At 66.0% G+C, this 21,206-nt stretch carries 20 protein-coding genes; 11 read left to right on the forward strand and 9 right to left on the reverse strand.

What is annotated here, in order from left to right:
• Positions 1 to 2: 2 nt before the first annotated feature.
• Both JOE41_RS11655 and JOE41_RS11660 read right to left on the reverse strand, forming a co-directional pair.
• Positions 3 to 941 (reverse strand): carbohydrate ABC transporter permease, encoded by a 939-nt coding sequence (locus tag JOE41_RS11655; RefSeq protein WP_011689960.1) that lies wholly within the window; start codon positions 939 to 941, stop codon positions 3 to 5.
• A complete protein-coding gene (locus JOE41_RS11660) occupies positions 938 to 2,263 on the reverse strand; it encodes an extracellular solute-binding protein (protein ID WP_011689961.1) in 1,326 nt (441 codons plus the stop codon). Before JOE41_RS11660 ends, JOE41_RS11655 begins: the two co-directional genes overlap by 4 nt.
• Before the next feature lie 229 nt (positions 2,264 to 2,492).
• Here JOE41_RS11660 and JOE41_RS11665 point away from each other — a divergent pair, with 229 nt between their 5' ends.
• Positions 2,493 to 3,533, forward strand: a complete 1,041-nt coding sequence (locus tag JOE41_RS11665) for a LacI family DNA-binding transcriptional regulator (protein ID WP_011689962.1) — start codon at positions 2,493 to 2,495, stop codon at positions 3,531 to 3,533.
• 58 nt (positions 3,534 to 3,591) lie between these two features.
• Here the strand turns inward: JOE41_RS11665 and JOE41_RS11670 are convergent, their stop codons facing one another.
• Positions 3,592 to 4,302 (reverse strand): GntR family transcriptional regulator, encoded by a 711-nt coding sequence (locus tag JOE41_RS11670; RefSeq protein ID WP_011689963.1) that lies wholly within the window; start codon positions 4,300 to 4,302, stop codon positions 3,592 to 3,594.
• A 106-nt stretch (positions 4,303 to 4,408) separates the two neighbouring features.
• On the opposite strand from JOE41_RS11670, the gene JOE41_RS11675 reads away from it, so the two are divergent.
• From JOE41_RS11675 to JOE41_RS11690, 4 genes are all read left to right on the forward strand, one after another.
• Entirely contained in the window at positions 4,409 to 5,167 is a 759-nt protein-coding gene (locus tag JOE41_RS11675; protein WP_209752435.1) for a LamB/YcsF family protein, read from the forward strand.
• A 105-nt stretch (positions 5,168 to 5,272) separates the two neighbouring features.
• Positions 5,273 to 6,604, forward strand: a complete 1,332-nt coding sequence (locus tag JOE41_RS11680) for an MFS transporter (protein ID WP_011689965.1) — start codon at positions 5,273 to 5,275, stop codon at positions 6,602 to 6,604.
• A gap of 67 nt (positions 6,605 to 6,671) precedes the next feature.
• Entirely contained in the window at positions 6,672 to 8,339 is a 1,668-nt protein-coding gene (locus JOE41_RS11685; protein WP_245200701.1) for a 5-oxoprolinase/urea amidolyase family protein, read from the forward strand.
• An 8-nt stretch (positions 8,340 to 8,347) separates the two neighbouring features.
• The gene (locus JOE41_RS11690; RefSeq protein WP_209753615.1) at positions 8,348 to 10,111 is read left to right on the forward strand and encodes a biotin carboxylase N-terminal domain-containing protein; all 1,764 of its coding nucleotides are present in this window, start codon (positions 8,348 to 8,350) and stop codon (positions 10,109 to 10,111) included.
• Positions 10,112 to 10,259: 148 nt separating this feature from the next.
• Here the strand turns inward: JOE41_RS11690 and JOE41_RS11695 are convergent, their stop codons facing one another.
• Together JOE41_RS11695 and JOE41_RS11700 are read right to left on the reverse strand one after the other, a co-directional pair.
• The gene (locus JOE41_RS11695) at positions 10,260 to 10,763 is read right to left on the reverse strand and encodes a hypothetical protein (protein WP_209752437.1); all 504 of its coding nucleotides are present in this window, start codon (positions 10,761 to 10,763) and stop codon (positions 10,260 to 10,262) included.
• Positions 10,764 to 10,840: 77 nt separating this feature from the next.
• A complete protein-coding gene (locus JOE41_RS11700; RefSeq protein WP_011689969.1) occupies positions 10,841 to 11,206 on the reverse strand; it encodes a helix-turn-helix transcriptional regulator in 366 nt (121 codons plus the stop codon).
• Positions 11,207 to 11,538: 332 nt separating this feature from the next.
• Here JOE41_RS11700 and JOE41_RS11705 point away from each other — a divergent pair, with 332 nt between their 5' ends.
• Genes JOE41_RS11705 through JOE41_RS11715 form a run of 3 tightly spaced genes read left to right on the forward strand, consistent with a single transcriptional unit; the run spans position 11,539 to position 13,095 of the window.
• The gene (locus JOE41_RS11705; protein WP_011689970.1) at positions 11,539 to 11,754 is read left to right on the forward strand and encodes a DUF1508 domain-containing protein; all 216 of its coding nucleotides are present in this window, start codon (positions 11,539 to 11,541) and stop codon (positions 11,752 to 11,754) included.
• Positions 11,748 to 12,467, forward strand: a complete 720-nt coding sequence (locus tag JOE41_RS21170; RefSeq protein ID WP_307800694.1) for a PAS and ANTAR domain-containing protein — start codon at positions 11,748 to 11,750, stop codon at positions 12,465 to 12,467. The genes JOE41_RS11705 and JOE41_RS21170 overlap by 7 nt, the downstream gene beginning before the upstream one ends.
• A gap of 13 nt (positions 12,468 to 12,480) precedes the next feature.
• A complete protein-coding gene (locus tag JOE41_RS11715) occupies positions 12,481 to 13,095 on the forward strand; it encodes a TetR/AcrR family transcriptional regulator (protein WP_011689972.1) in 615 nt (204 codons plus the stop codon).
• A 4-nt stretch (positions 13,096 to 13,099) separates the two neighbouring features.
• On the opposite strand, the gene JOE41_RS11720 is transcribed toward JOE41_RS11715, so the two are convergent.
• The 4 genes from JOE41_RS11720 to JOE41_RS11735 all read right to left on the reverse strand — a co-directional run bounded on the left by JOE41_RS11720 (position 13,100) and on the right by JOE41_RS11735 (position 17,190).
• On the reverse strand, positions 13,100 to 14,155 hold the full coding sequence (locus JOE41_RS11720) for a bile acid:sodium symporter family protein (RefSeq protein WP_209752438.1): 1,056 nt from the start codon (positions 14,153 to 14,155) through the stop codon (positions 13,100 to 13,102).
• 115 nt (positions 14,156 to 14,270) lie between these two features.
• Positions 14,271 to 14,465, reverse strand: coding sequence for a YegP family protein (locus JOE41_RS11725; RefSeq protein WP_011689974.1), 195 nt, complete (start codon positions 14,463 to 14,465; stop codon positions 14,271 to 14,273).
• A 109-nt stretch (positions 14,466 to 14,574) separates the two neighbouring features.
• Positions 14,575 to 16,077, reverse strand: coding sequence for a SulP family inorganic anion transporter (locus JOE41_RS11730; protein WP_209752439.1), 1,503 nt, complete (start codon positions 16,075 to 16,077; stop codon positions 14,575 to 14,577).
• 6 nt (positions 16,078 to 16,083) lie between these two features.
• The gene (locus JOE41_RS11735) at positions 16,084 to 17,190 is read right to left on the reverse strand and encodes a GTP pyrophosphokinase family protein (RefSeq protein ID WP_209752440.1); all 1,107 of its coding nucleotides are present in this window, start codon (positions 17,188 to 17,190) and stop codon (positions 16,084 to 16,086) included.
• Between the two features lie 255 nt (positions 17,191 to 17,445).
• On the opposite strand from JOE41_RS11735, the gene JOE41_RS11740 reads away from it, so the two are divergent.
• The 3 genes from JOE41_RS11740 (at position 17,446) to JOE41_RS11750 (ending at position 21,187) form a co-directional block, all read left to right on the forward strand.
• Complete coding sequence (locus JOE41_RS11740) at positions 17,446 to 18,240, forward strand: alpha/beta hydrolase (protein WP_043429204.1); 795 nt, start codon at positions 17,446 to 17,448, stop codon at positions 18,238 to 18,240.
• 141 nt (positions 18,241 to 18,381) lie between these two features.
• Positions 18,382 to 19,734 (forward strand): Na+/H+ antiporter NhaA, encoded by a 1,353-nt coding sequence (gene nhaA, locus JOE41_RS11745; protein ID WP_043429206.1) that lies wholly within the window; start codon positions 18,382 to 18,384, stop codon positions 19,732 to 19,734.
• An 88-nt stretch (positions 19,735 to 19,822) separates the two neighbouring features.
• Positions 19,823 to 21,187 (forward strand): rhodanese-like domain-containing protein, encoded by a 1,365-nt coding sequence (locus JOE41_RS11750; RefSeq protein ID WP_209752441.1) that lies wholly within the window; start codon positions 19,823 to 19,825, stop codon positions 21,185 to 21,187.
• Positions 21,188 to 21,206: the final 19 nt, after the last annotated feature.

Consider the following 21,206-nt stretch of genomic DNA (forward strand, 5'->3'; position numbering starts at 1 on the left):
CCCTACATACCTTCCAATTGGCTGCCTTGCTTGTCCTTGCCTCCAAGGCGCTGGAGGAACAAGGCAAGTGCAAGGCCGATGAGTACGAGAATGACGGCGATGACGCTTGCCGGGCCCATAAGGTTGGCCCGGAAGCCCCGCAGGTACATGTCCAGGGCCAGGATCCGGGTTGAATTTCCCGGGCCGCCGCCGGTGAGGACGAAGATCAGGTCGAAGTAGGTCAGCGACCCCACGACCATCAGGGTGGAGGAAGTGATGATGGTGTACTTCAGCTGGGGAAGAGTGATGTGGAAGAACTGCTTGATTGTTCCCGCCCCATCGATTTCGGCTGCTTCATAAAGTGATTTAGGAATCTGCCGCACTCCGCCCTGGTAAATGAGCGTATGGAAAGGCACGAACTGCCAGGCAATAACGAAGATGACCAAACCCACGGCCAGGTGCGGGACCCCCAACCAGTCCTGGGCCAGGAACGGCAATCCGAGGCCCGTGGCCAGGCCGAAGTTCGGGTCCAGCAGGGCTTTGAAGGCGATCGCGACTGCTGCGGAGGAGAGCAGCAAAGGCAGGAAATAAAGCACCGCCAGGGCCGCCCGGTAGCGCTGGCTGCCGGCGGTGAAGACACCCAAAAGGAGGCTGATGGGAGTCTGGACGAGCCACGAAGCGAGCATGATCAGGAAGGTCAGCCCCAGAGCGTTGTACAGCCCCGGGTCCGCAAGCACTGAGAACCAGTTGCCCAGTCCCGCTGATCCGATGGCACCGATCCCGTCCCAACTGGCGAAACTCAGAATGAGTACACCGGCCAGCGGCACGACGGCGAATACCACGAAGAAGAACAAGGCGGGCGCTGTCAGCCATGCGAGGGCTTTGTCACGCTGACCGCCTTTTACGGTTGCAGTTCTGGCGGCCGCCTTAGTATTTGGGGCGGTGGAGACGGCGTTACTCATTTTCCGAGGGTGGCATTCATGTTCTCGGCGAACTGCTGAGGCGTGATCGACTTGAGGAACAACTGGTCGATGTTGTTCAGCAGGGCTTCGGCGGCGGTCGGGCTGAGTGCCTGGTCCCACGACTGCTGGAAGTTCGGTGCGTTCTTGGCCAGGTCGTAGACGAAGTTCAGGAAGTCCTTGTCCGGAGACGTGTTGAGCTTGTCCTCGATGCCGTTGACAATGGGAACGGACCCGGAATTGATGTAGGTGTCTATGACCGTGTCGGTCAGGATGCCGTCCTTGAAGAACTTCTTCGCCGTCTCTTTTTCCTTTTCAGAGGCCTTTGAGGAAATGGACATGTACTGGGCGGGGTTTCCCACGCCGTTCTTTGGATCGCCCTTGCCGCCGGCAACGACCGGGAATTGGACGAAGCCGAGCTTGCCGTCCTGGACGAAGTTCTGGCCGCCTTTCTTCATAGCGCCGTAGGTCCAGGAACCGTGGAGCATCATGGCTGCTTTGCCCGTGAACAGAAGGGCCTGGTCAGCATTGGAGTCAGCAGCGATGGATGAGAAGCCCTTGATGAAGCCATCCGCCGAGACGAGCTCCTGGATCTTGGTGCCCGTCTCGATCACGGCTGGATCTTTCCATGCATCGGGTTTGCCTTCGAAAATGGCTGTGAAGACTTCGGCTCCGCCGATGCGGTCGAGCAGGTACTCCAGCCACATCATGGAGGTCCACCGGGACTGTCCACCAAGGGAGAAGGGCGCCACACCCATGTTGTTGAAGGTCTTGACGAGGGACATGATGTCGTCCCAGGTCTTTGGCGGCTGGGCGCCGGCCTTTTCGAACAGTTCCTTGTTGTAGAACAGCACGATCGGGGCCACGTACTGGTTGGGCAGCGCATAGACCTTACCGTTCACGGTGGCGGCGCCGAAGGATGCGGGGAAGAATTTGTCCTTCAGGTCCGGGTTCTCTGCCAGCCAGCTGGTCAGGTCTTCAACCTGCTTAGCCTCGGCATAGGTCTTTAGGGTCCCGCCGCCCCAGCCATAGATGATGGTCGGCGCCTGGCCGGCGCCGATCGCCGTTTTGATCTTGGTTTTGTATGCGTCGTTCTGGAAGTAGGTCACTGTGACCTTGTTGTCCGGGTTCGCTGAACCGAACGCATCCACCGCCTTCTGCATGGTGGTCTGGTTCGGCTCACCGGAGAGGTACCACATGCTGGCACCCCCGCCGCTGGAGGCGCCCGGCCCCGATGTCCCGCAGGCACTGGTCACCATGGCGGCGAAAGGTGCAAGGGCGGCAAGGGCAAGAAAGGAGCGCCGGGAGGACTGGGGTTGCTTCATTGCTTCTCCATCTGTGATCGCTTGGTGAGTATTCCGAGGCACAGCCTCCGGGAATCACTCGAAATGTTTCGCACTCGTGATTTAGGTCACGGTCTAAACTAATGCCACAAAAGTGCCGTAGTCAAGGGGTTTCCGAGGATTTAAATATGGCCCATTGACCCTGCTTGACCAGCGTGCGTCAGTTTATGCACAATTGGAGCGGCGAAATTATCGAAAGGTTTCGAATCTTATGGCAACCAAGACCCGTCAGGACAAACCAACGCTCGTCACTGTGGCGCGGCAGGCGGGGGTATCGGCGCCCACGGTGTCGAAGGTGGTGAACGGCCGTGACGATGTTGCGCCGGAAACCCGCGCCCGCGTCCTGGCCGCCCTGGAGAAGGCCGGATACCAGTCCCCGCTCCAGCGCCGTTCCGCTGCGGAGGCTGCCACCGTCGTGGAGGTAGTCATTGACTTCCTCGATTCGGCCTACACTGTCGAGGTCCTGAATGGGATACTGCGCTTTGCCGCCGGTGCCGATGTTGAGATTCTGGTAAGCGTCACCGGCCAGGCGCCTTCGGGCGGGATCAGTCCCGAGGGCCGCGCCCAGCGGATGCTGGATGAGGGCAGGGCGGGAATGATCGTCGTGACGTCAGCGTTCAGCGAGGCGCAACTGCATGCGTTCCGCCGCCGGCAAATTCCCGTCGTCGTAATTGACCCCCTCAACCCGCCCTCGGCCGATGTGGTCAGTGTGGGAGCGACAAATTGGGCCGGAGGCAAGGCCGCCACGGAACACTTGCTGGAGCTCGGGCATCGGCGCATAGCCTACATCGGCGGCATCGAGGGCTCTGAATGCAACCAGGCTCGCCTGCACGGCTACATGGCGGCTCTTATGGCCCAGGGCGTACCCGTCGACCCTCAATACATTGTTTCCGGCGGCAAGTTCCGAAGGGACGCGGGAGTGTCCGGCCTCAAAGCCTTACTCGAGCTCGAGCAGCGCCCCACGGCCGTCTTTGCCGGAAGCGACAGCATTGCGTTGGGCGTTCTTAGTGAAGCGGGTCGCCACGGCCTCAGGATCCCCGACGACATCAGCCTTATTGGCTTTGACGGGACAAGCCAGGGCCAGGAATCCGTCCCCGCGCTGACCTCGGTGGCCCAGCCCCTGGAGGAAATGGGACGCGCAGCGCTGCGTTCCTTGCTGCGCCAAGCACGCGGCGAAGTCCTCGATTCCCACCGCGTCGAACTGGCCACGCAGGTGATTGTCCGTGACTCCACGGCCCCTCCCGTGGCCTGAAATCCCCGGTGGGGCTTTCATCGGGGGGCTAAGCCGGCATTAGGAGGGCAGGCACGCCCTACTCCCCGTGGACCTCGGCCTGCTTCTCTTCCGAACGGTCCAGGTATGCCAGCAGCAGCTCGGCGGCCCGCTCGAGTTCACCGGCCTCCAGGGCCTCGCAGATTTCCTCGTTGTCCTTGAGGTAGCCGCTGTAGAAGTGCGCATCCATCGTTGCCTTGTGGAAGAACAGCCGCATCTCGGCCAGCACCTGGGACATGATGGTGTTCAGCCGGCGGCTGCCGGCCAGGGCCACGATCGCGCCGTGGAAGTGCTGGTTCGCGGTGCCCAGCCCCTCGTCGTCGTTCGCTGCGGCCGCGAGCTTGCCTTCCTCCACCGCGGCCCGGACGGCGGCCACGGCTTCCGGGCTGCCCCCGCCGCGGATGGCGCTGACTTCGATGGTCCGGCGCACGGTGTAGACGTCGTGGATATCGCCGGCTTCCAGGCTCGCCACAAAAACCCCGCGGTTGGGGTGGCGGATCACCAGCCGTTCGCTCGCGAGCTCAGCAAAGGCTTCGCGCACGGTATTGCGGGAGACGCCAAGGTCCTCGGCGATCGTGGACTCGGTCAGCCGCGCGCCCGGGAGCAGGACCCCTTCAGCCAGCTGCAGGCGCAGCTCATCAGCCACCCTGTCCGCCACCGACGGCACGGCGACGCGCAGCCGGGCTGCTGCCGTTGATGCGCTTGAGAGTGCTGCGGAGGTGCCCCGGGTTGCTGCTGCTGAAGTGGCCATACTCCAGAATTTACACGATCGTCACATCGTTGAATCGAAGGATTGTTGAACAATCGCTAAATTTGGTGCATCCTAGTAGGAGCAAATCAATGAGACGAGGATCACAATGGTGTACATGGACCTGAATAGCGACGTAGGCGAGTCCTTCGGTCGCTGGACCTTGGGCGACGACACGGCGATGTTCCAATCCGTGTCCAGCGCCAACGTGGCCTGCGGTTTCCACGCGGGCGATCCCACGGTCATCCGCCGCACCTGCCGCGAAGCCGTGCAGGCCGGCGTGATGATCGGCGCCCATGTGGGCTACCGCGACCTCTCCGGTTTCGGCCGCCGGTTCGTGGACATCGATCCCGGCGAACTGGCTGACGACATCGTCTACCAGATCGGCGCGCTGCAGGCGCTGGCCGCCACCGAAGGCGCCCGCGTCCGCTACGTAAAGCCGCACGGCGGGCTATACAACGCGATCGTCTCCCACACCGCCCAGGCACGCGCCGTCGTCGACGCCGTCAAGTCGATCGACGCCTCGCTGCCCATCCTCGGCCTTCCCGGCTCGGAGGTGCTGCGCCTTGCCGAAGCAGCCGGACTCCGCGCTGTTTCCGAAGCCTTCGCCGACCGGGCCTACAACCCCGACGGTACGCTCGTCTCCCGCTCGCTCCCCGGAGCCGTCCTGCATGACCCGGCCCAGGTGGCCGAACACGTCCTGCGGATGGCTGCCGACTCCGCCATCCGCACCGTGGACGGCTCCATCCTGAGAATCAATGCAGACAGCATCTGCGTCCATGGCGATTCCCCCGGGGCCGTTGCCATGGCCGTCGCAGTAAGGGCTGCGCTTTCCGACGCCGGCATCGACATCAGAGCTTTTGCCTAAGACCGCGTTCGCTTCACCCCGTTACCGCTCGGCGGAGTAAAAAGTTCCGCCAAGCAACCGCGCCCCAGCACGCAGGCAGCACCACCGCACCCTTGAAGGAAGACCATGACCACACACCACTCGGCCGCCCGCTCCGGCCGGAAGATCCCGCCCGGCGCCCTGAAGGCCTATATCGCCAGCCTCACCGGCACTTCGCTGGAGTACTACGACTTTGCCATTTACTCGGTGGCCTCGGCGCTGGTCTTCCCCAAGATCTTCTTCCCGGGCAATGACGAGTTCGTCGGACTCCTGCTCTCCTTCTCGGCTTTCGCCGTGGGCTACCTGGCGCGGCCCATCGGCGGCGTCATCTTCGGCCGCCTGGGTGACAAGATCGGCCGCAAGCACGTCCTGGTGGTCACCCTGATGCTGATCGGCGTCGCCACCGTCCTTATCGGCCTGCTCCCCGACTACTCCGTGATCGGCGTGGCGGCCCCCACCATCCTGGTGCTCCTGCGCCTGGCCCAGGGCATCGGCGTCGGCGGCGAATGGGGCGGTGCCGTCCTGCTCTCCAGCGAATTCGGTGACGCCAACAAGCGCGGCTTCTGGTCCTCCGCGGCCCAGATCGGCCCGCCCGCCGGCAACCTGATGGCCAACGGCGTCCTGGCCGTGCTCGCAGCCACGCTCAGCACCGAAGCCTTCCTCTCCTGGGGCTGGCGGGTCGCCTTCCTCGCGTCCGCACTGCTGGTGGTCTTCGGCCTGATCATCCGCCTCAAGCTCGAGGAAACCCCGGTGTTCAAGGCCATCGCGGCCCACGGCGAACAGCCCAAGGCCCCTATCACCGAGGTGTTCACCAGGGAACCCCGCGCGCTTATTGCCGCCGCACTGTCCCGGGTCTGCCCGGACGTCCTCTACGCCCTGTTCACCGTGTTCGTGGCCGTCTACGCCACGAAGGAACTCGGCCTGACCACCGGCAACGTCCTCACCGCCATCCTGATCGGCTCGGCGTTCCAGCTGTTCCTGATACCGCTGGCCGGCGCCCTCACGGACCGCTTCAACCGCCGCCTGGTCTACGGCATCGCCGCGGTGGGCACGGCCCTCTACATTCCCCTGTTCTTCCTCATGATCGAGGGCAAGTCCGTGCTGATGCTCATTATCGGCGTGGTGATCGGCCTGGCGTTCCACGCCTTCATGTACGGCCCGCAGGCCGCCTACATCACCGAGCAGTTCCCGGCCCGCCTGCGCTACGCCGGCAGCTCGCTGGCCTACACCCTGGCCGGCGTGATCGGCGGAGCCGTGGCACCCCTGATCTTCACCGCCCTTTACGCCGTCTCCGGCGACTGGTTCCTGATCGCGGCCTATCTCCTGGTGGCCGCGGCAGTTACCGTGGTGGGCCTGGCCCTCGGCCGGAACCCGCAAACCGCTGAAGAAGAGCGCCTCCTGGCGGACTCCCACGCCTAGCCGGCGCGGTCAACCTGACCGGCACGAAATCCCGTTCAAGCCACCGGCAACGATGAAAGCAGCAGCCATGGAAACCCTGACCGTCCACAAGGTCCTTTCGGTGCGGCCCGTAGGAACGCGCGCGGTGCTCGCGGAGCTTTCCGGAACGCAGGAGGTCCTCGCCCTGCAGGCCCTGCTCCTGGAAGCGCCGCTGCCGGGCCAGGTGGACGTACTTGCGGCAGCGCAGACCGTCATGGTCCGCGCGGATTCGCCGGCGGCTGCCCGCCGCATGGGCGGGCTCCTGCTGGAGCTGGACCTCACTGCCCGGGCCAAACAGGACGGCGGCCTGGTGTTCATCGACACCGTGTACGACGGCGAGGACCTCGCCGAAGTCGGGCGGCTCACCGGCCTGGGGACGGACGGCGTCATCGAAGCCCACACCGGCCAGGTCTGGACGGTGGCTTTCGCCGGGTTCGCGCCCGGCTTCGGCTACATGGTGGGGGAGAACCAGACGCTGGAAGTACCGCGCCGGAGCTCACCGCGCACCGCCGTGCCCGCCGGATCCGTGGCCCTGGCTGGCAACTATTCGGCGGTGTATCCGCGCAGGTCCCCGGGCGGCTGGCAGCTGATCGGCCGCACCGGCGCCCGCATGTGGGACCTCAACCGGGCCGAGCCGGCCCTGGCCAGCCCGGGCCACCGGGTCCAGTTCCGCGCCGTCCGCGACGTTGTGACCATGGCAACGGAGCCGGCAGCGTCCGACGCTGCACCCGCTGCAGGGATGCCGGAGGAGCTGCCGGGCCAGGAAACACCTTCCGGGCTGCGGGTCGTTTCGCCCGGGCTGCAAAGCCTCCTCCAGGACCTTGGACGGCACGGCCACTCTGCCTTGGGCGTCTCTGCCGCCGGCGCGCTGGACCGGGCTTCGCTGCGCAGGGCCAACCGTTTGGTGGGCAACCGTTCTTCCGCCGCAGCCATCGAAAGCGTGGCCGGCGGTCTTCGGGTCCAGGCCGTCGGGGACCAGGTCCTTGCCGTCGCCGGGGCGCCATCGGCCCTGACAATTGATTCACCGTCGGACGCTGGATCCGATTCTGACGCCGGCAAGCCTGCGCGGCAGCGCACCGTCCCCATGGCCACCCCGTTTGCCCTGCTCGACGGCGAAATCCTTACGCTCGGTGCACCGGAGTCGGGGTTCCGCAGCTACCTGGCCGTCCGTGGCGGGGTGGACGCCGCGCCGGTGCTGGGCAGCCGTTCCACCGACACGATGTCCGGCATCGGGCCTGCACCGCTGGCCGCCGGGCAGCTCCTGGCATCCGGCGACGTCACCGAATCCGGCGTGGTGGGCAGTCCCGAACTCCAGCCGGACTTCCCCGGGGACGGCGTCACCGTCCTGGACATTGTGCTGGGCCCGCGGGCCGACTGGTTCGACCAGTCCGCCATTGACTCCCTGTGCGGGCAGGACTGGGTGGTGAAGCCGCAGTCCAACCGGGTGGGCATGAGGCTGGACGGCACGCCCCTGCAACGCAGCCGGCAAGGCGAACTGCCCAGCGAAGGCACCGTGGCCGGGGCCATCCAGGTCCCGCCCGAGGGCCTTCCCGTCCTCTTCCTGGCAGACCACCCGATCACGGGCGGCTACCCGGTGATCGGCGTGGTGGTGGACCACCAGCTGGACCTTGCCGCCCAGGTGCCGATCGGCGGCAGCATCCGCTTCCGCATTGTTCCCGAACAGACTTCCCCCGAACAGACTCCCCAAGAAAAGTGAGTAACTTGATGCGCAAGGTCCTGATTGCCAACCGTGGTGAGATCGCCGTCCGGATTGCCCGAGCATGCGACGACGCCCAGCTGGAATCCGTCGCCGTGTACGCGGATATCGACGCCGATGCCATGCACGTGGGTGCTGCCAGCGAAGCCTTCAGCCTGGACGGCAACTCCCCGGCGGATACCTACCTGAACATCCCCAAGCTGCTCGAGGTGGCTGCCAGGTCAGGTGCGGACGCCGTCCACCCCGGCTACGGCTTCCTGTCCGAGAACGCCGATTTCGCGCAGGCAGTGCTGGATGCCGGGCTGGCCTGGATCGGCCCGGCGCCGGAAGCCATCCGGCAGCTCGGCAACAAGATCACCGCCCGCGAAATCGCCGTCCGCGCCGGCGCCCCCCTCGTGGCCGGCAGTGACGGTCCCGTGGATTCGGCGGCGGAGGCCCGAGCCTTCGCGGAACAGCACGGTTTACCCATCGCCATCAAGGCGGCCTTCGGCGGTGGCGGCCGCGGCCTCAAGGTGGTCCGGAACATGGACGAGATCGAGGAATCCTTCGACTCCGCAGTCCGCGAAGCCGTGGCAGCCTTCGGCCGCGGCGAATGCTTCGTGGAACGCTACCTGGACCGTCCGCGGCACGTCGAGGCCCAGGTCCTGGCCGACACCCACGGCAACGTCGTAGTAGTCGGGACCCGCGACTGCTCCCTGCAGCGCCGGCACCAGAAGCTCGTGGAAGAGGCACCCGCACCGTTCCTCAGCGACGATCAGCGGCAGCAGATCTACAGCGCGGCGAAGGCGGTCTGCCGGGAAGCCGGCTATTCCGGCGCCGGCACGGTGGAATTCCTGGTTGCCGCGGACGGCACCGTGGCCTTCCTGGAAGTGAACACCCGGCTGCAGGTGGAGCACCCCATCACCGAGGAAACCACGGGGATCGACCTGGTCCAGGAGCAGTTCCGGATCGCTGACGGCGAGGCGCTGCGCATGACCGCGGACCCCGAACCCCGCGGCCACTCCTTCGAATTCCGGCTCAACGCCGAGGACGTGGGGCGCGGCTTCCTGCCCTCGCCCGGAACCATCGCCGAGTTCCACGCCCCCACCGGCCCGGGCATCCGCCTGGACACCGGCGTCCGCGCCGGATCCTTCGTCGCACCGCAGTTCGATTCGCTCCTTGCCAAGCTGATCGTCACCGGAGCGGACCGCCAGCAGGCGCTTCGCCGGGCACGCCGTGCGCTGGCCGAAATTGAGATCACCGGCGTGGCCACGGTGCTGCCGTTCCACCGCGCGGTGCTCCAATCGCCGGACTTCACCTCCGAGACCGGGCTGGGCATCCACACCCGCTGGATCGAAACGGACTTCGCGGACCGCATCCCGGCGGATCCGGGCTACAGCACCACCGCCCCCGAGGGCGAACGCCGCACCATCACCGTCGAACTGGACGGCCGCCGCCTGGCAGTCGGGCTGCCCGCTGACCTGCTGGACGGCTGGGCACGCTCGGGCGGAGCCCTCCCCGCAGGCGTCTCGCTGGATGGAGCGTCCGACGGCGGTGCTGCCGCAGGTTCCGCAGCCGACCCCGGCGAGCTGCGCGCTGACATGGCCGGAACCGTCGTGAAGTGGCTCGTGGAGCCGGGCGCCGAAGTGTCGGCGGGGGACGCCGTCGTCGTTCTTGAAGCCATGAAGATGGAAACGCAGGTGACGGCGCACCGCGACGGAACGGTGACAGGCATCCGCGCCGAGGCCGGCGGCGTGGTCAGTGTCGGGGCGGTGCTCGCGCTGATCGGCTAGGTGAATTCCGCGGCTCGCGCGAGGGCCCAAATGCCGTGGTGCGGGCCGCTGAGCGAGGCATTCGAAGCGCCGGTATGGCGCGCCCAGTGGCTTGAAAAGGGGTACGTCGCCCGCGTCGTGAACACCTGCGGGCAGAATGCACCCGGTGTTAGAAGCGCTGGACGTTGACGCCCGCAGCCGCCAGCGCTGCGAGGAACCGTGCCTGGCGGTCCGTTGACCCAAGGCTCAGCAGATATCCCCGCCCGGCGTCGAGCTGGACGGCAGGGCCCGTATCCTGGATGATTCCCAGCCCGAAGGCGCCGAACCGCAGCCCGAATCCGTAACGCAGGCCGTGGACTGTTGCCGGGGCGGCCCGTCGGATCGCCGCAATGGGAATCCTGCGGCGGTAGAACGGAAACCAGCGCAACCGCACTTCATTTTCGAGGACTTGGATCCTGGAGAAGCCGAACGCCAGGAAAGTGATCAGGATGAGGGCGCATGCAATGGAAGTCCATGCCACGGGTTCCGACTGCAGCGCGTCGGTAATGAAGATTGCCAGCAGGATTCCTGCTAACAGTAAGGCGCTGCCACCGATGATGGCCCGGGGCAGCCTGCCGTAGAACATCCGGCCGGAATCGAACAACACACCGGCACGCTTGGGAACGGGGCTCACAGCTTCATCCTCACACGGATACCGAAGGGAATCTGCAGACAACCCTAAGGCGCCGCCCCGTGCGAGTTGCCGGGAGGCTAGTGGCCCACCGCTTCCTTCGCGGGCACGTCCACGGACTTCAGGGTCAGCCGGGTCGACTGCAGGACAGTGCCTAGCAGGGAGCGCGCCGAGAGGAGGAGGCTGCTCACTTCGGGGCAGGACAGCTCGTAAAACAGCCGGCCGTCCTGGCGCGAAGGGATGACCAGGCGCTGGCGGCGGAGCACGCCAAGGTGCTGGGAGAGGTTCGAGGGCTCCAGGCCGGTATCGTCCCGCAGGCGGCTGACGGCCACGGGGCCGTCGGCGAGCATCTCCAGGACCTGGATCCGTACAGGGTGTCCCATGGACTTGAAAAGTTCGGCCTTTACATCACTCAGGACCAGACCTGTGGGCAACTCGTCCTTCATCGGGCTTCCCTTCCTCCGTCCACAGCCGGGCGATAACCATAACGCTTGTTCAAGGAATACAGCTTATGCCAGACAGAAAAGTCTGTCTCGCCCCCACGGCCAGTTGGCGTGAAGTGCATGTACATCGTAGCTCCGGCTGGTTTGGGATGATCGATGGATTTAGTCCGTGGGCGCCACTTGCGCGGATGCGTTGGGTAGTTCAGAATTTCATGAATTCATCAATTCGAACCGGCTGTTCAGAAGCGGCCGGCTACCCGGGGATGGATTCAGGCTGCTTCCGCTGACAATGGCGTCACCGGGAGTGGCATGACTCCGGGTTTCAGGAGGGCTCAATGGCAGGCATGTTCGAACTATTCGCCGACTCAGACACTTCCTTCAGATTTCAACTGACAGCACCCGACGGCACGGTCATGGCGCTGTCGAGGCCGTTCCCCGACAAGCGGGCCGCAGTAGCCGGGATCGCCGCGGTGCGCGAGTACGCAGGCATGGGCTTTGTCACTGAATCGCTCAGGCGGCCGGCCGCCGTCGCAGATTTCCCTGCGTGGTGAGCCCCGTGACCGCGCGGAAAGTCCCGCAGGCGCACTCCAGTCTCCTCGCCGCCGGGGAATGCATCGCCGGGACGTTCCGGTATGACGCGGTGACCGGCAAGCTCGACTGGTCCGAGGAGCTTTTCCATATTCACGGATATCGGCGCGGCGAGATCGTGCCCACCTTGGACCTGCTGCTCTCGCACAAGCATCCCGACGACCGAAGCCGCGGATTGGAGATATTGACCCGAATCCGGAACGCCGGGGGAAGTTTCTTCAGCTACGACCGGCTAATTGACGCGCGCCTGCGCGAGCACAGGATCCTGACGACGGGCGAGGGCGTGCTTGACCAGGCGGGCAGGCTGAGCCACATTGACGCCTTCGTGATAGACCTCACCAAGATGCTGCAGCGCGAGACGGAGCAGTTCGCCAGGGCGGCCGTTACAGCGGCCAACGCCAGCCGCAGCACCATAGAGCAGGCCAAAGGCATCCTGATGGGTGCCCTGCGCATCGGATCGGAGGAGGCGTTCAAGCTGCTCGTCGCCCACAGCCAGCACAGCAACATCAAGCTGGCCAGGACCGCAACAGAGCTCGTGGCCCTGGCCAACAACGCCAAGGACCCCGCACTGCTGGACGGTTTCGTTCAGGCACTCCACCGCGGGCCTGCCGGACGCAGGCCCGGAACAATCGGCGTCCACGGACCTGCGGGGAGGCGTCAACAGGGCTCCATGTAAAATTCCTTCTACGATGACTGCCGACGACGCCAACCGTTCCACCCTGCTGCCCGCCCAGGCAATGGCGGGCCGCGATGACCCCGTGGACCGCATTCTTGCCACCGCTTATGAGCTGTTTTCCCGCCGCGGGATCCGCGATGTCGGAACCAATGAACTCATCAGCCGCTCCGGCGTAGCCAAGGCGACGTTCTACCGGCACTTCCCGTCCAAGGATGCCCTGGTCCTGGCCTTCCTGGCGCTCCGTGACCAGGTGTGGACCGTGGACCTCATCGTCTCCGAAGCCCGCCGCCGCGGCACCACTCCCGAGGAGAGGCTGCTCGCGATTTTCGACGTGTTCGGTGACTGGTTCCACCGCGACGACTTCGAGGCCTGCACGTTCATCAATGTTCTGCTGGAGATGGGTCCCGACCATCCACTGGGGAAGGCGAGCATCGGCTACCTCACCAGGATCCGCGGCCACATCCAGGCCCTGGCGGAGGAAGCCGGGCTGAGTCGCACCGAAGAATTCGCCCGGTCCTGGCACATCCTGATGAAGGGCTCGATCATCTCGGCCACCGAGGGGGACTTCCTGGCGTCAAAGCGGGCCCAGCAGATGGCCGGCTGGCTGATCGAGCACCACCGGAACTGAGCGCTCAGGCGTCCCGGGCGGCTGCGCTATGAACCTGGGCATCGCGGCCAGGGGCATCAGTCAGCGGGCGCCGGGCCAGCCATGCGGCCACAATCGCGCCCGAGATGTTGTGCCATAGCGAGAACACCGCCGAGGGCAGTGCGGCCAGCGGGCTGAAGTGCGCGGTGGCCAGTGTGGCGGCCAGCCCGGAGTTCTGCATTCCGACTTCAAAGGCCAGCGCGCGGCGGGCCTTGTCATCCAGCCTGCCGAGCTTGCCGGCGAGGTATCCGAGGCCCAGGCCAAAGCCGTTGTGCAGCACAACGGCGAGGAACACGATGCCGCCGGCGGCCACGATCTTGCTGGCGCTGCCGGCCACCACGATCGCCACAATCAGGGAAATCACGACGGCGGAGGCCCAGGGGAGTGCCGGAAGCACCTTCGCGACGAGCTTCTTGAGGAACAGCCGTGCCAGCAGGCCTGCAATCACCGGGAGGAGGACGGTCTTGACGATGTCCACGACCATCGCTCCGGCGTCGATCTGCAGGAAGGATCCGGCCAGGAAGAGGACCAGCAGGGGAGTGACGATCGGGGCGATCAGCGTGGAGACCGAGGCCACGGCCACCGAGAGGGCAACGTCCCCCTTGGCCAGGAAGGCCATCACGTTGGAGGCGGTCCCGGACGGCGCGCAGCCCACCAGAATGAGGCCCACGGCCAGCTCGGGCGGGAGGTTGAGCGCCACGGCAATCAGCCAGCCGGCGCCCGGCATGATCACGTAGTGGGCCACGATGCCCAGAACCACGGCCCAGGGCCGCTTGACCACGGACGCGAAGTCCGGCGGGGTGAGCGTCAGGCCCATGCAGAACATGATGACGCCCAGCAGGTACGGGACGCCGGGGGCCATCGGCTTGAAGGCGCCCGGCAGCAGGAAACCGGCAATGCCGGCAGCCACCACCAGCAGCGGAAAGACGGTGACCGCGATTCGCGCGATTTTGGCCTCTGCCGCCAGTGCCGGATTCAGCGGTGCGGCATCAGCATCGGCGCCGGCCTTGGGGTGTTCGTGGGATTTGGTTGCCTCAAGCATCCAATAATGCTCACACTCCGACCCCTGATCCGGCCAGTTCGTGAACAGACGTCTGACATTTATGTCGCGTCGGCACCACGGCCTGGCCCGCCACCGGGCACCCCGTGGCGCCGCTCTATTGCGCCGGCGGGCCGCTGTAATCTGCGATGTGCGCGGTGGCCGCGTGCTCGCGAATCTCTGTGACGCCGGAAGCGGCCGCAGCGCTGTCCCGGTAGATCCCTGAGACGGCAAGAATGTTGCCTGCGCCGTTGACGAGCCGGATGCGGACGCCGCCCTGTTCGGCGGCGACGAGTTCAAATTTTCCTGCCATGCTGGACCTCCCCCAAGGTGGTGCGCCTGCAAGGTGGTCGCAGGCTCCTCCCTAACCAGCCTAGATGACAATTCTTGTCACACAAACAACACAACGTTTTGTTGGTCCGTCAGTGCCCGGCGTTGAGCTTTCCGGCGAGCCGCTCACGCATCTGGGTGCTCGCGGAGTTCAGGCCGATCAGCTCCACTTCACGGCCGTGCCTGCGGTACTTCTCGGTGACAGCGTCCAGGACAGCGATCGTGGATGCGTCCCACAGGTGCGAGGCATGCAAATCGATGATGACGCGGTCCACCGTGGGTGCGGCATCGCGGGCGTACTCGAACTGGGTGTAGAGGTCGTTGGAGGAGGCGAAGAAGAGCTCTCCGTCCACGGTGTACGTTGCCACGGTCTCGCCATTGAGCTCGATCTCCGTCCGTTCAACCGTGGCGAAATGCGCCACCCGCCGGGCAAACATGGCCATGGCCGCCAGGACGCCGACGCCTACTCCGATGGCCAGGTTGTGGGTGGCCACCACGGTGCCCACCGTGATCAACATGACGGCTGTTTCGGATTTGGGCATCCGCCTGAGCGTCTTCGGGGCGATGGAGTGCCAGTCGAACGTGATGGCGGAGACGAAGATCATCACGGCCACGAGCGCTGCCATGGGTATCAGGCCCACAACGTCGCCCAGCGCCACCACCAGGACCAGCAGGAAGACGCCGGCCAGGAACGTAGAGACCCTGCTCCGGGCGCCGGATCCCTTGACGTTGATCATGGTCTGGCCGATCACGGCGCAGCCGCCCATGCCGCCCAGGAAGCCGGTGACGATGTTCGCCACGCCCTGGCCCCAGGACTCGCGGGTCTTGTTCGAGCGGGTGTCCGTGATGTCGTCAACAAGCTTCGCCGTCATCAGGGATTCGAGCAGGCCCACAAGCGCCATGGACAGCGCGAAGGGGGCGAGGATCTGGAAGGTTTCCAGCGTCAGCGGCACGTTGGGAATGAAAAGGGTGGGCAGGCTTTCCGGAAGCTGGCCCTTGTCCTGGACGGCGGGAACGTCGATCTTGGCGAGCACCGCAAACAGCGTCAGGGCCACGATCGCCACGAGCGGGGACGGTACTGCTGACGTGAGCCGCGGGAGTCCAATCACGATCACCAGGCCAACGGCCACGAGCGGGTAGACCAGCCACGGCACGTTGATCAGCTCGGGCAGCTGAGCCATGAACACCAGGATGGCCAGCGCGTTAACGAACCCCACCATCACTGACCGCGGAATGAAGCGCATGAGCCTGGTGACGCCCAGGAGCGCCAGGAGGATCTGGAAGGCCCCCGCCAGGATCACTGCGGCGATCAGGTAGTCCAGGCCGTGGCTCCGCATCAGCGGTGCGATCACCAGGGCCACCGCGCCGGTGGCCGCGGAGATCATGGCGGGCCGGCCGCCCACGAAGGAAATCGTGACGGCCATGGTGAAGGACGCGAACAGCCCGATCCGGGGATCAACGCCTGCAATGACGGAGAACGCAATCGCCTCCGGGATGAGCGCCAGCGCCACCACCAGTCCGGCGAGGGCTTCCGTCTTGAGCCGGCGCGGGGAACGGAGCGTAGCCCGGACGGATTGGAGTTGTTCGGGCTTCATGATGTCCTAGAGCTTGGTCTGGCGGTAGCGCTCGATCTGCTTCAGCCGCCGCAGGAGGCTGTCGCGCCGGGGGTGCGGCACGGCGTCGGGCGCCTCCGCGGTGAGGTCGATGTGTTTGGTGCCGTACTGCCACAGCAGCAGGTCATCCAGCAGCCGGTCGGGCCCGGGGGAATACCTGTGGTCCAGGGCTTTGCGGACTTCGGTGATCCGGTTGGCGCTAAGGAGCTCTGCCAGCTGCACGGTCTGGTTGAGGCCATGGGCGGCCATGAGTTCAGCTGCCCAGCCCCAGTCATCATCCACTTTACGGTCAACGTGCGGAAGAAGTGTCCGCCAGACGTCGCGGATCCGGTTCGGGGTGAGCTGCGCACCGCCTTCGCCGTCCGTGTCCCAGTAGCCGCGGACTTCCTCATAGCGTTCGTGCAGGTCCGCGAAGGCGCCCTCCACTGTTTCCAGCATTGCCGCCGTGGCGGTGAACTGCCGGTCAAAGTGCGGAGTCCAGGCGCGGGGATCCTCGGCCTTGAAGCGGATATCATGCTCGATCTCGCTCCACGCGTGGGCAAAGACCGTGCGGATCTGGCATTCGAAAAAGTAGCTGCCGTTGGGCTGGAGGTCCGGGTTGAACACCTTCTGGTAATCCTTGACGGCTTCGTTCTGGATGGTCCGCAGGATCAGGTGCCGGCTGGAGTAGCCGTACGTGCCGGACTCAATGGAGCCGATGTCCTTCTCCCGGTCGCCGCGGCAGTCAAAGAGCTGGCGCTGGCGTTTGATCAGGTTTGCCACCACCGCGTTCTCCGCCGGCAGCTTGGTGATCACCCGGACGCCCACCATGTCATTGAGGGTCCGGAACGGGTCGGGGAACTTCAGTACGGGCGGCCCGGCCGGTTCCAGCGGCTTCTCCGTGCGGGAAATCTTTTCCTTAAAGGACTCCACCGTTTTGGTGCGGCCGGTGACAAACAGGGGCGTCACCTCGGTGTCCTTGAGCATGCTGCGCAGCGTGAGCAGGACTTCCCGGGTGACCAGCTTCAGGGCAGGGCGGACCCGTTCGTAGAGCTCCACGTTTTCCTGCACGGATTCGCGCAGGCCTGCGTCCAGGCGGTCCCAGTTGGTAGCCATGGTTCCAGCTTACGGGCGGCCTGCGACAGCCGGGCGGTTAACACCCTCGCGGCGGACCGGCCCGTAGCGCCGGCGCAAGGTGCACGGCGACGCCGTCGACCCAGCTGGCGCAAAGCTGTCCGGCTCCCAAGGTAGGCTCGGCACATGGCTGATGTGCAGCGTCGGACCCTTCTTTCCACGGGGCTGGGCGCTGCCGCAGCGGTGACACTGGGGGCACTGTCCGCTTCCTGTTCGTCGGGCCCGAAGGAGGACGCAGTGAAGCGGCACAAGTACCAATACGGCGATGACCCCAGCCAGTGGGGCGAACTCTTCCTGCCGGACGCACCTGGAACCCGGGGCGTGGTGGTGGTCATCCACGGCGGGTACTGGCGCTCGCAGTACGGCGCCGAACTGGGCGAACCGCTGGCCAGGGACCTCGCCATGCACGGAATGCCGGCCTGGAACCTGGAGTACCGGCGCGCCGGCAACGGCGGGGGCTGGCCGCACACTTTCGAGGACGTCCTGGCGGGCATCGACAAGCTCCGGGACGTTGCCGCGATGCACGGGCTGGGCCTCGAAAGAGTGGTGGCGCTGGGCCACTCGGCCGGCGGGCACCTTGCAGTCTGGGCGGCTGGCCGTTCCCGCCTGGGGCAGCTCGGCGCGCCGGACGCCGACCGCCAGCTGCAGCGGAAGAACGACGACGGTGCCGTGCACCTTACCGGGGTGGTCAGCCAGGCCGGACTCCTGAACCTGGCCGAGGCTGAAAAGCTGAACCTCAGCAACGGCGCGGTCAGCAACCTGCTGGGCGGTTCGTCAGCGAAGTACCCGAAACGGCACAAGTTTGTTGACCCCATGAGCGCGGTCCCGCTGGGTGTCCCGGTTTACGCGGTCCACGGCAGCGACGACGACGATGTTCCCGCAAGCCAATCCCTGACCTACGCCGGCGCGGCCAAGGCCGCGGGTGCGCCCGTGCAGCTGCTGAACGTGCCCGGCGACCACTTTTCCCTGATTGACCCCAAGGCGCCGGCTTACCGCAAGTGCCGGGACCTGGTGCAGGAACTCCTGGGCTGAACGGAGGCCCCGGCGGCTCCGGAGGTCCGGCGTCTGCCCGGCGTGTTTACCCGGCGGCGGAGTCTGTCGCCTAGACTGGTCCAAGGTGCGCCGGGAAGTCTGGTCGGCATGATTTTGTCGACTCAACGTTTAGGACGCTTCATGAGCCCCGCACCCACGCCCGCCCCCGACGCCAAACCGCGCACCGTCCTTGGCTACGGCAGTTACGCCGAATCGCTGCGCATCGGTGAGATCCTGCGCAAGGAAACAGTCGGCGGCGCCCTCCTGGTGGCCGCCGCCGTCATTGCCCTGATCTGGGCAAACTCGCCGGTCTCCGACAGCTACTTCGCCTTGCGGGACTACAAAATCGGCTACGAACCCTGGCATCTCGAGCTGAGCCTGGGCGCCTGGGCAGCCGACGGACTGCTGGCCATCTTCTTCTTCCTGGTTGGCCTCGAACTGAAGCGTGAGTTCGTGGCAGGCGACCTCCGCCAGCTCAACAAATCGATCGTGCCCGTGGCGGCCGCGGCCGGCGGCGTGCTTGTTCCCGCGTTGATCTACGCCGCCGTGAACATCTACAGCCCGGAAACCCTGCGCGGCTGGGCCATCCCCACCGCAACGGACATCGCGTTCGCCGTCGCGGTGCTGGCCATCATCGGCTCGCACCTGCCCAGCGCCCTGCGCATCTTCCTGCTCACCCTGGCGGTGGTGGACGACCTCATCGCCATCAGCATCATCGCGTTCTTCTACTCCAGCGACATCCAGGCGGCCCCGCTGCTGCTCGCCCTCATCCCGCTTGCCTTGTACGCCTTCCTGGCCCAGAGGTACCGCCGCTTCTTCGGCGCCCACTTCATGGCTGCCTGGGCCATCCTGCTGCCGCTCGGCATCGTCACCTGGGCACTGGTGCACGCCTCCGGCATCCACGCCACGGTGGCCGGTGTCCTTCTCGGATTCGCCGTGCCGGTCCTTCGGTCCAAGGCCAGCGGGGGTCCCGAAGCAGGCCCCGGCCTCGCGGAGATCTTCGAACACCGGTTCCGTCCCATTTCCGCCGGCGTGGCCGTTCCCATCTTCGCCTTCTTCTCCGCCGGTGTGGCCGTAGGCGGCTGGGAAGGCCTGGGTTCCGCCCTGGCTGACCCCGTGGCCATCGGCATCATCATGGCGCTCGTCCTCGGCAAGCCGATCGGCATCATGGGCACCACCTGGATCCTCACCAAAGCCACCAGGGCGCGGCTGGACGGATCCTTCAAGTGGATCGATGTTTTTGGCGTCTCGCTGCTGGCCGGAATCGGCTTCACCGTGTCCCTGCTCGTCGCGGAACTCAGCTTCGGCCACGGCAGCCTGCACGATGACCACGCCAAGGTGGGCATCCTGGCCGCATCGCTGCTCGCCGCAATCCTGGCCACCGTGGTGCTGCGGGCCAGGAACCGCCAGTACCGCCGCGCGGAGGAACTCGAGAAGGTCGACTCGGACCAGGACGGCATCCCCGACGTCTACCAGCACGAAAGCCGTGGCTGACGGCCTGACCCCCCTTGCCGCACCATACCCCTAGGGGTATGGTTTTGCTAGGGTGCGGAAGCCGCCGCCACCGCCCGAGGAGGATGCCATGGACGTTGTTGTCATCGAAACCCCGCAACTGGGGGACCGGAGTTACCTGGTCCACGACGGCACGGTGGGCCTCGTCATCGACCCGCAGCGGGACACGGACCGCGTGGAGGCCGCCGCCCGCGAAGCGGGGGTGACTATCACCCACGTCGCCGAGACGCATTTGCACAACGATTACGTCACCGGCGGCCTGGAACTGGCAAAGTCCCATGCTGCGACCTACCTGGTCAACGCCGCGGACCCGGTCCAGTTCGAGCGCGAAGCCATCACCGACGGCCAGACCGTCCGCGTGGGCACGCTGACCGTCAGGGCCGTGGCCACTCCGGGCCACACCCACACGCACCTGTCATTCATCGTGGACGACGGCGACAAGCAGGCGGTCTTCTCCGGCGGCAGCCTGCTCTACGGATCAGTCGGCCGGACGGACCTCGTGGCTCCGTCCGACACCGTCGGCCTGACCCGCGACCAGTACGCGTCCGTGCGCCGCCTCGTGGCCGAGGCCCGGCATGACGCAGCGCTCTTCCCCACCCACGGCTTCGGGTCGTTCTGTTCGTCCGGGCCGGCCACCCGCTCCGGTTCCTCCACTGTCGGTGAGCAGCTCACCGCGAACCACGCCCTGACCGATCCGGACGAGGACCACTTCGTCCAGGAACTCATCGCCAACCTCTCCGCGTACCCGGCGTACTACGCGCACATGGGGGCCATGAACGCCAAGGGCCCGGGTCCCGCGGACCTCGCGGTCCCGGAATCGGTGGACCCGGCTGAGCTCACCCGCCGCCTGGAAGACGGCGAATGGGTGGTCGACCTCCGCCGCCGCGTGGCGTTTGCCAGCAACCACCTCAAGGGCAGTGTCAGCTTCGAATACGGCAGCGGCTCCAACTTCACCACCTACCTGGGCTGGGTCCTGCCGTGGGATGAGAAGCTCACCCTCGTCGGCTCGCGGGACGACGTCGAAAAAGCCATCCGCGATCTCTCCCGCATCGGCATCGATTCGCCGGATGCCGCCGTCGGAACCGAACCGCGCGCACTGGCGCCGGACGCCGCCGTCGACTCCTACCCGCGCGTCGGCTGGGACGGCCTGCTGGCCGGCCGCGCCGACGGTGACACGGTCCTCGATGTACGGCGGACGGACGAGTTCGCCGCCTCCCACGTGGCCGGAGCCGTCAACGTTCCCGTCCACCAGCTCCTCACCCGCATGGACGAAGTGCCGGCCGGGAAGCTGTGGGTCCACTGCGGAACCGGCTACCGCGCCGGGGTGGCGGCCAGCCTGCTGCAGCGTGCAGGCAGGGACGTGGTGCATCTGGACGCGAGGTTCGAGGATGCCGGAAGAGCTGGCGTCCCCTTGGAGAAGGGCCCTTCGGCGTAATCAGGAGCGCGCGCACCCG

Source organism: Arthrobacter sp. PvP103 (assembly GCF_017833075.1).
Taxonomy (GTDB): domain Bacteria; phylum Actinomycetota; class Actinomycetes; order Actinomycetales; family Micrococcaceae; genus Arthrobacter.

Coding starts and splice junctions, on each gene's coding strand:
- JOE41_RS11655 (WP_011689960.1), bottom strand. CDS start 941: ATGAGTAACGCCGTCTCCACCGCCCCAAATACTAAGGCGGCCGCCAGA.
- JOE41_RS11720 (WP_209752438.1), bottom strand. CDS start 14,155: ATGCTTGAGGCAACCAAATCCCACGAACACCCCAAGGCCGGCGCCGAT.
- JOE41_RS11750 (WP_209752441.1), top strand. CDS start 19,823: ATGGACGTTGTTGTCATCGAAACCCCGCAACTGGGGGACCGGAGTTAC.
- JOE41_RS11660 (WP_011689961.1), bottom strand. CDS start 2,263: ATGAAGCAACCCCAGTCCTCCCGGCGCTCCTTTCTTGCCCTTGCCGCC.
- JOE41_RS11705 (WP_011689970.1), top strand. CDS start 11,539: ATGGCAGGCATGTTCGAACTATTCGCCGACTCAGACACTTCCTTCAGA.
- JOE41_RS11725 (WP_011689974.1), bottom strand. CDS start 14,465: ATGGCAGGAAAATTTGAACTCGTCGCCGCCGAACAGGGCGGCGTCCGC.
- JOE41_RS11680 (WP_011689965.1), top strand. CDS start 5,273: ATGACCACACACCACTCGGCCGCCCGCTCCGGCCGGAAGATCCCGCCC.
- nhaA (WP_043429206.1), top strand. CDS start 18,382: ATGAGCCCCGCACCCACGCCCGCCCCCGACGCCAAACCGCGCACCGTC.
- JOE41_RS11675 (WP_209752435.1), top strand. CDS start 4,409: ATGGTGTACATGGACCTGAATAGCGACGTAGGCGAGTCCTTCGGTCGC.
- JOE41_RS11690 (WP_209753615.1), top strand. CDS start 8,348: ATGCGCAAGGTCCTGATTGCCAACCGTGGTGAGATCGCCGTCCGGATT.
- JOE41_RS11735 (WP_209752440.1), bottom strand. CDS start 17,190: ATGGCTACCAACTGGGACCGCCTGGACGCAGGCCTGCGCGAATCCGTG.
- JOE41_RS11715 (WP_011689972.1), top strand. CDS start 12,481: ATGACTGCCGACGACGCCAACCGTTCCACCCTGCTGCCCGCCCAGGCA.
- JOE41_RS11730 (WP_209752439.1), bottom strand. CDS start 16,077: ATGAAGCCCGAACAACTCCAATCCGTCCGGGCTACGCTCCGTTCCCCG.
- JOE41_RS11685 (WP_245200701.1), top strand. CDS start 6,672: ATGGAAACCCTGACCGTCCACAAGGTCCTTTCGGTGCGGCCCGTAGGA.
- JOE41_RS11700 (WP_011689969.1), bottom strand. CDS start 11,206: ATGAAGGACGAGTTGCCCACAGGTCTGGTCCTGAGTGATGTAAAGGCC.
- JOE41_RS11665 (WP_011689962.1), top strand. CDS start 2,493: ATGGCAACCAAGACCCGTCAGGACAAACCAACGCTCGTCACTGTGGCG.
- JOE41_RS11670 (WP_011689963.1), bottom strand. CDS start 4,302: ATGGCCACTTCAGCAGCAGCAACCCGGGGCACCTCCGCAGCACTCTCA.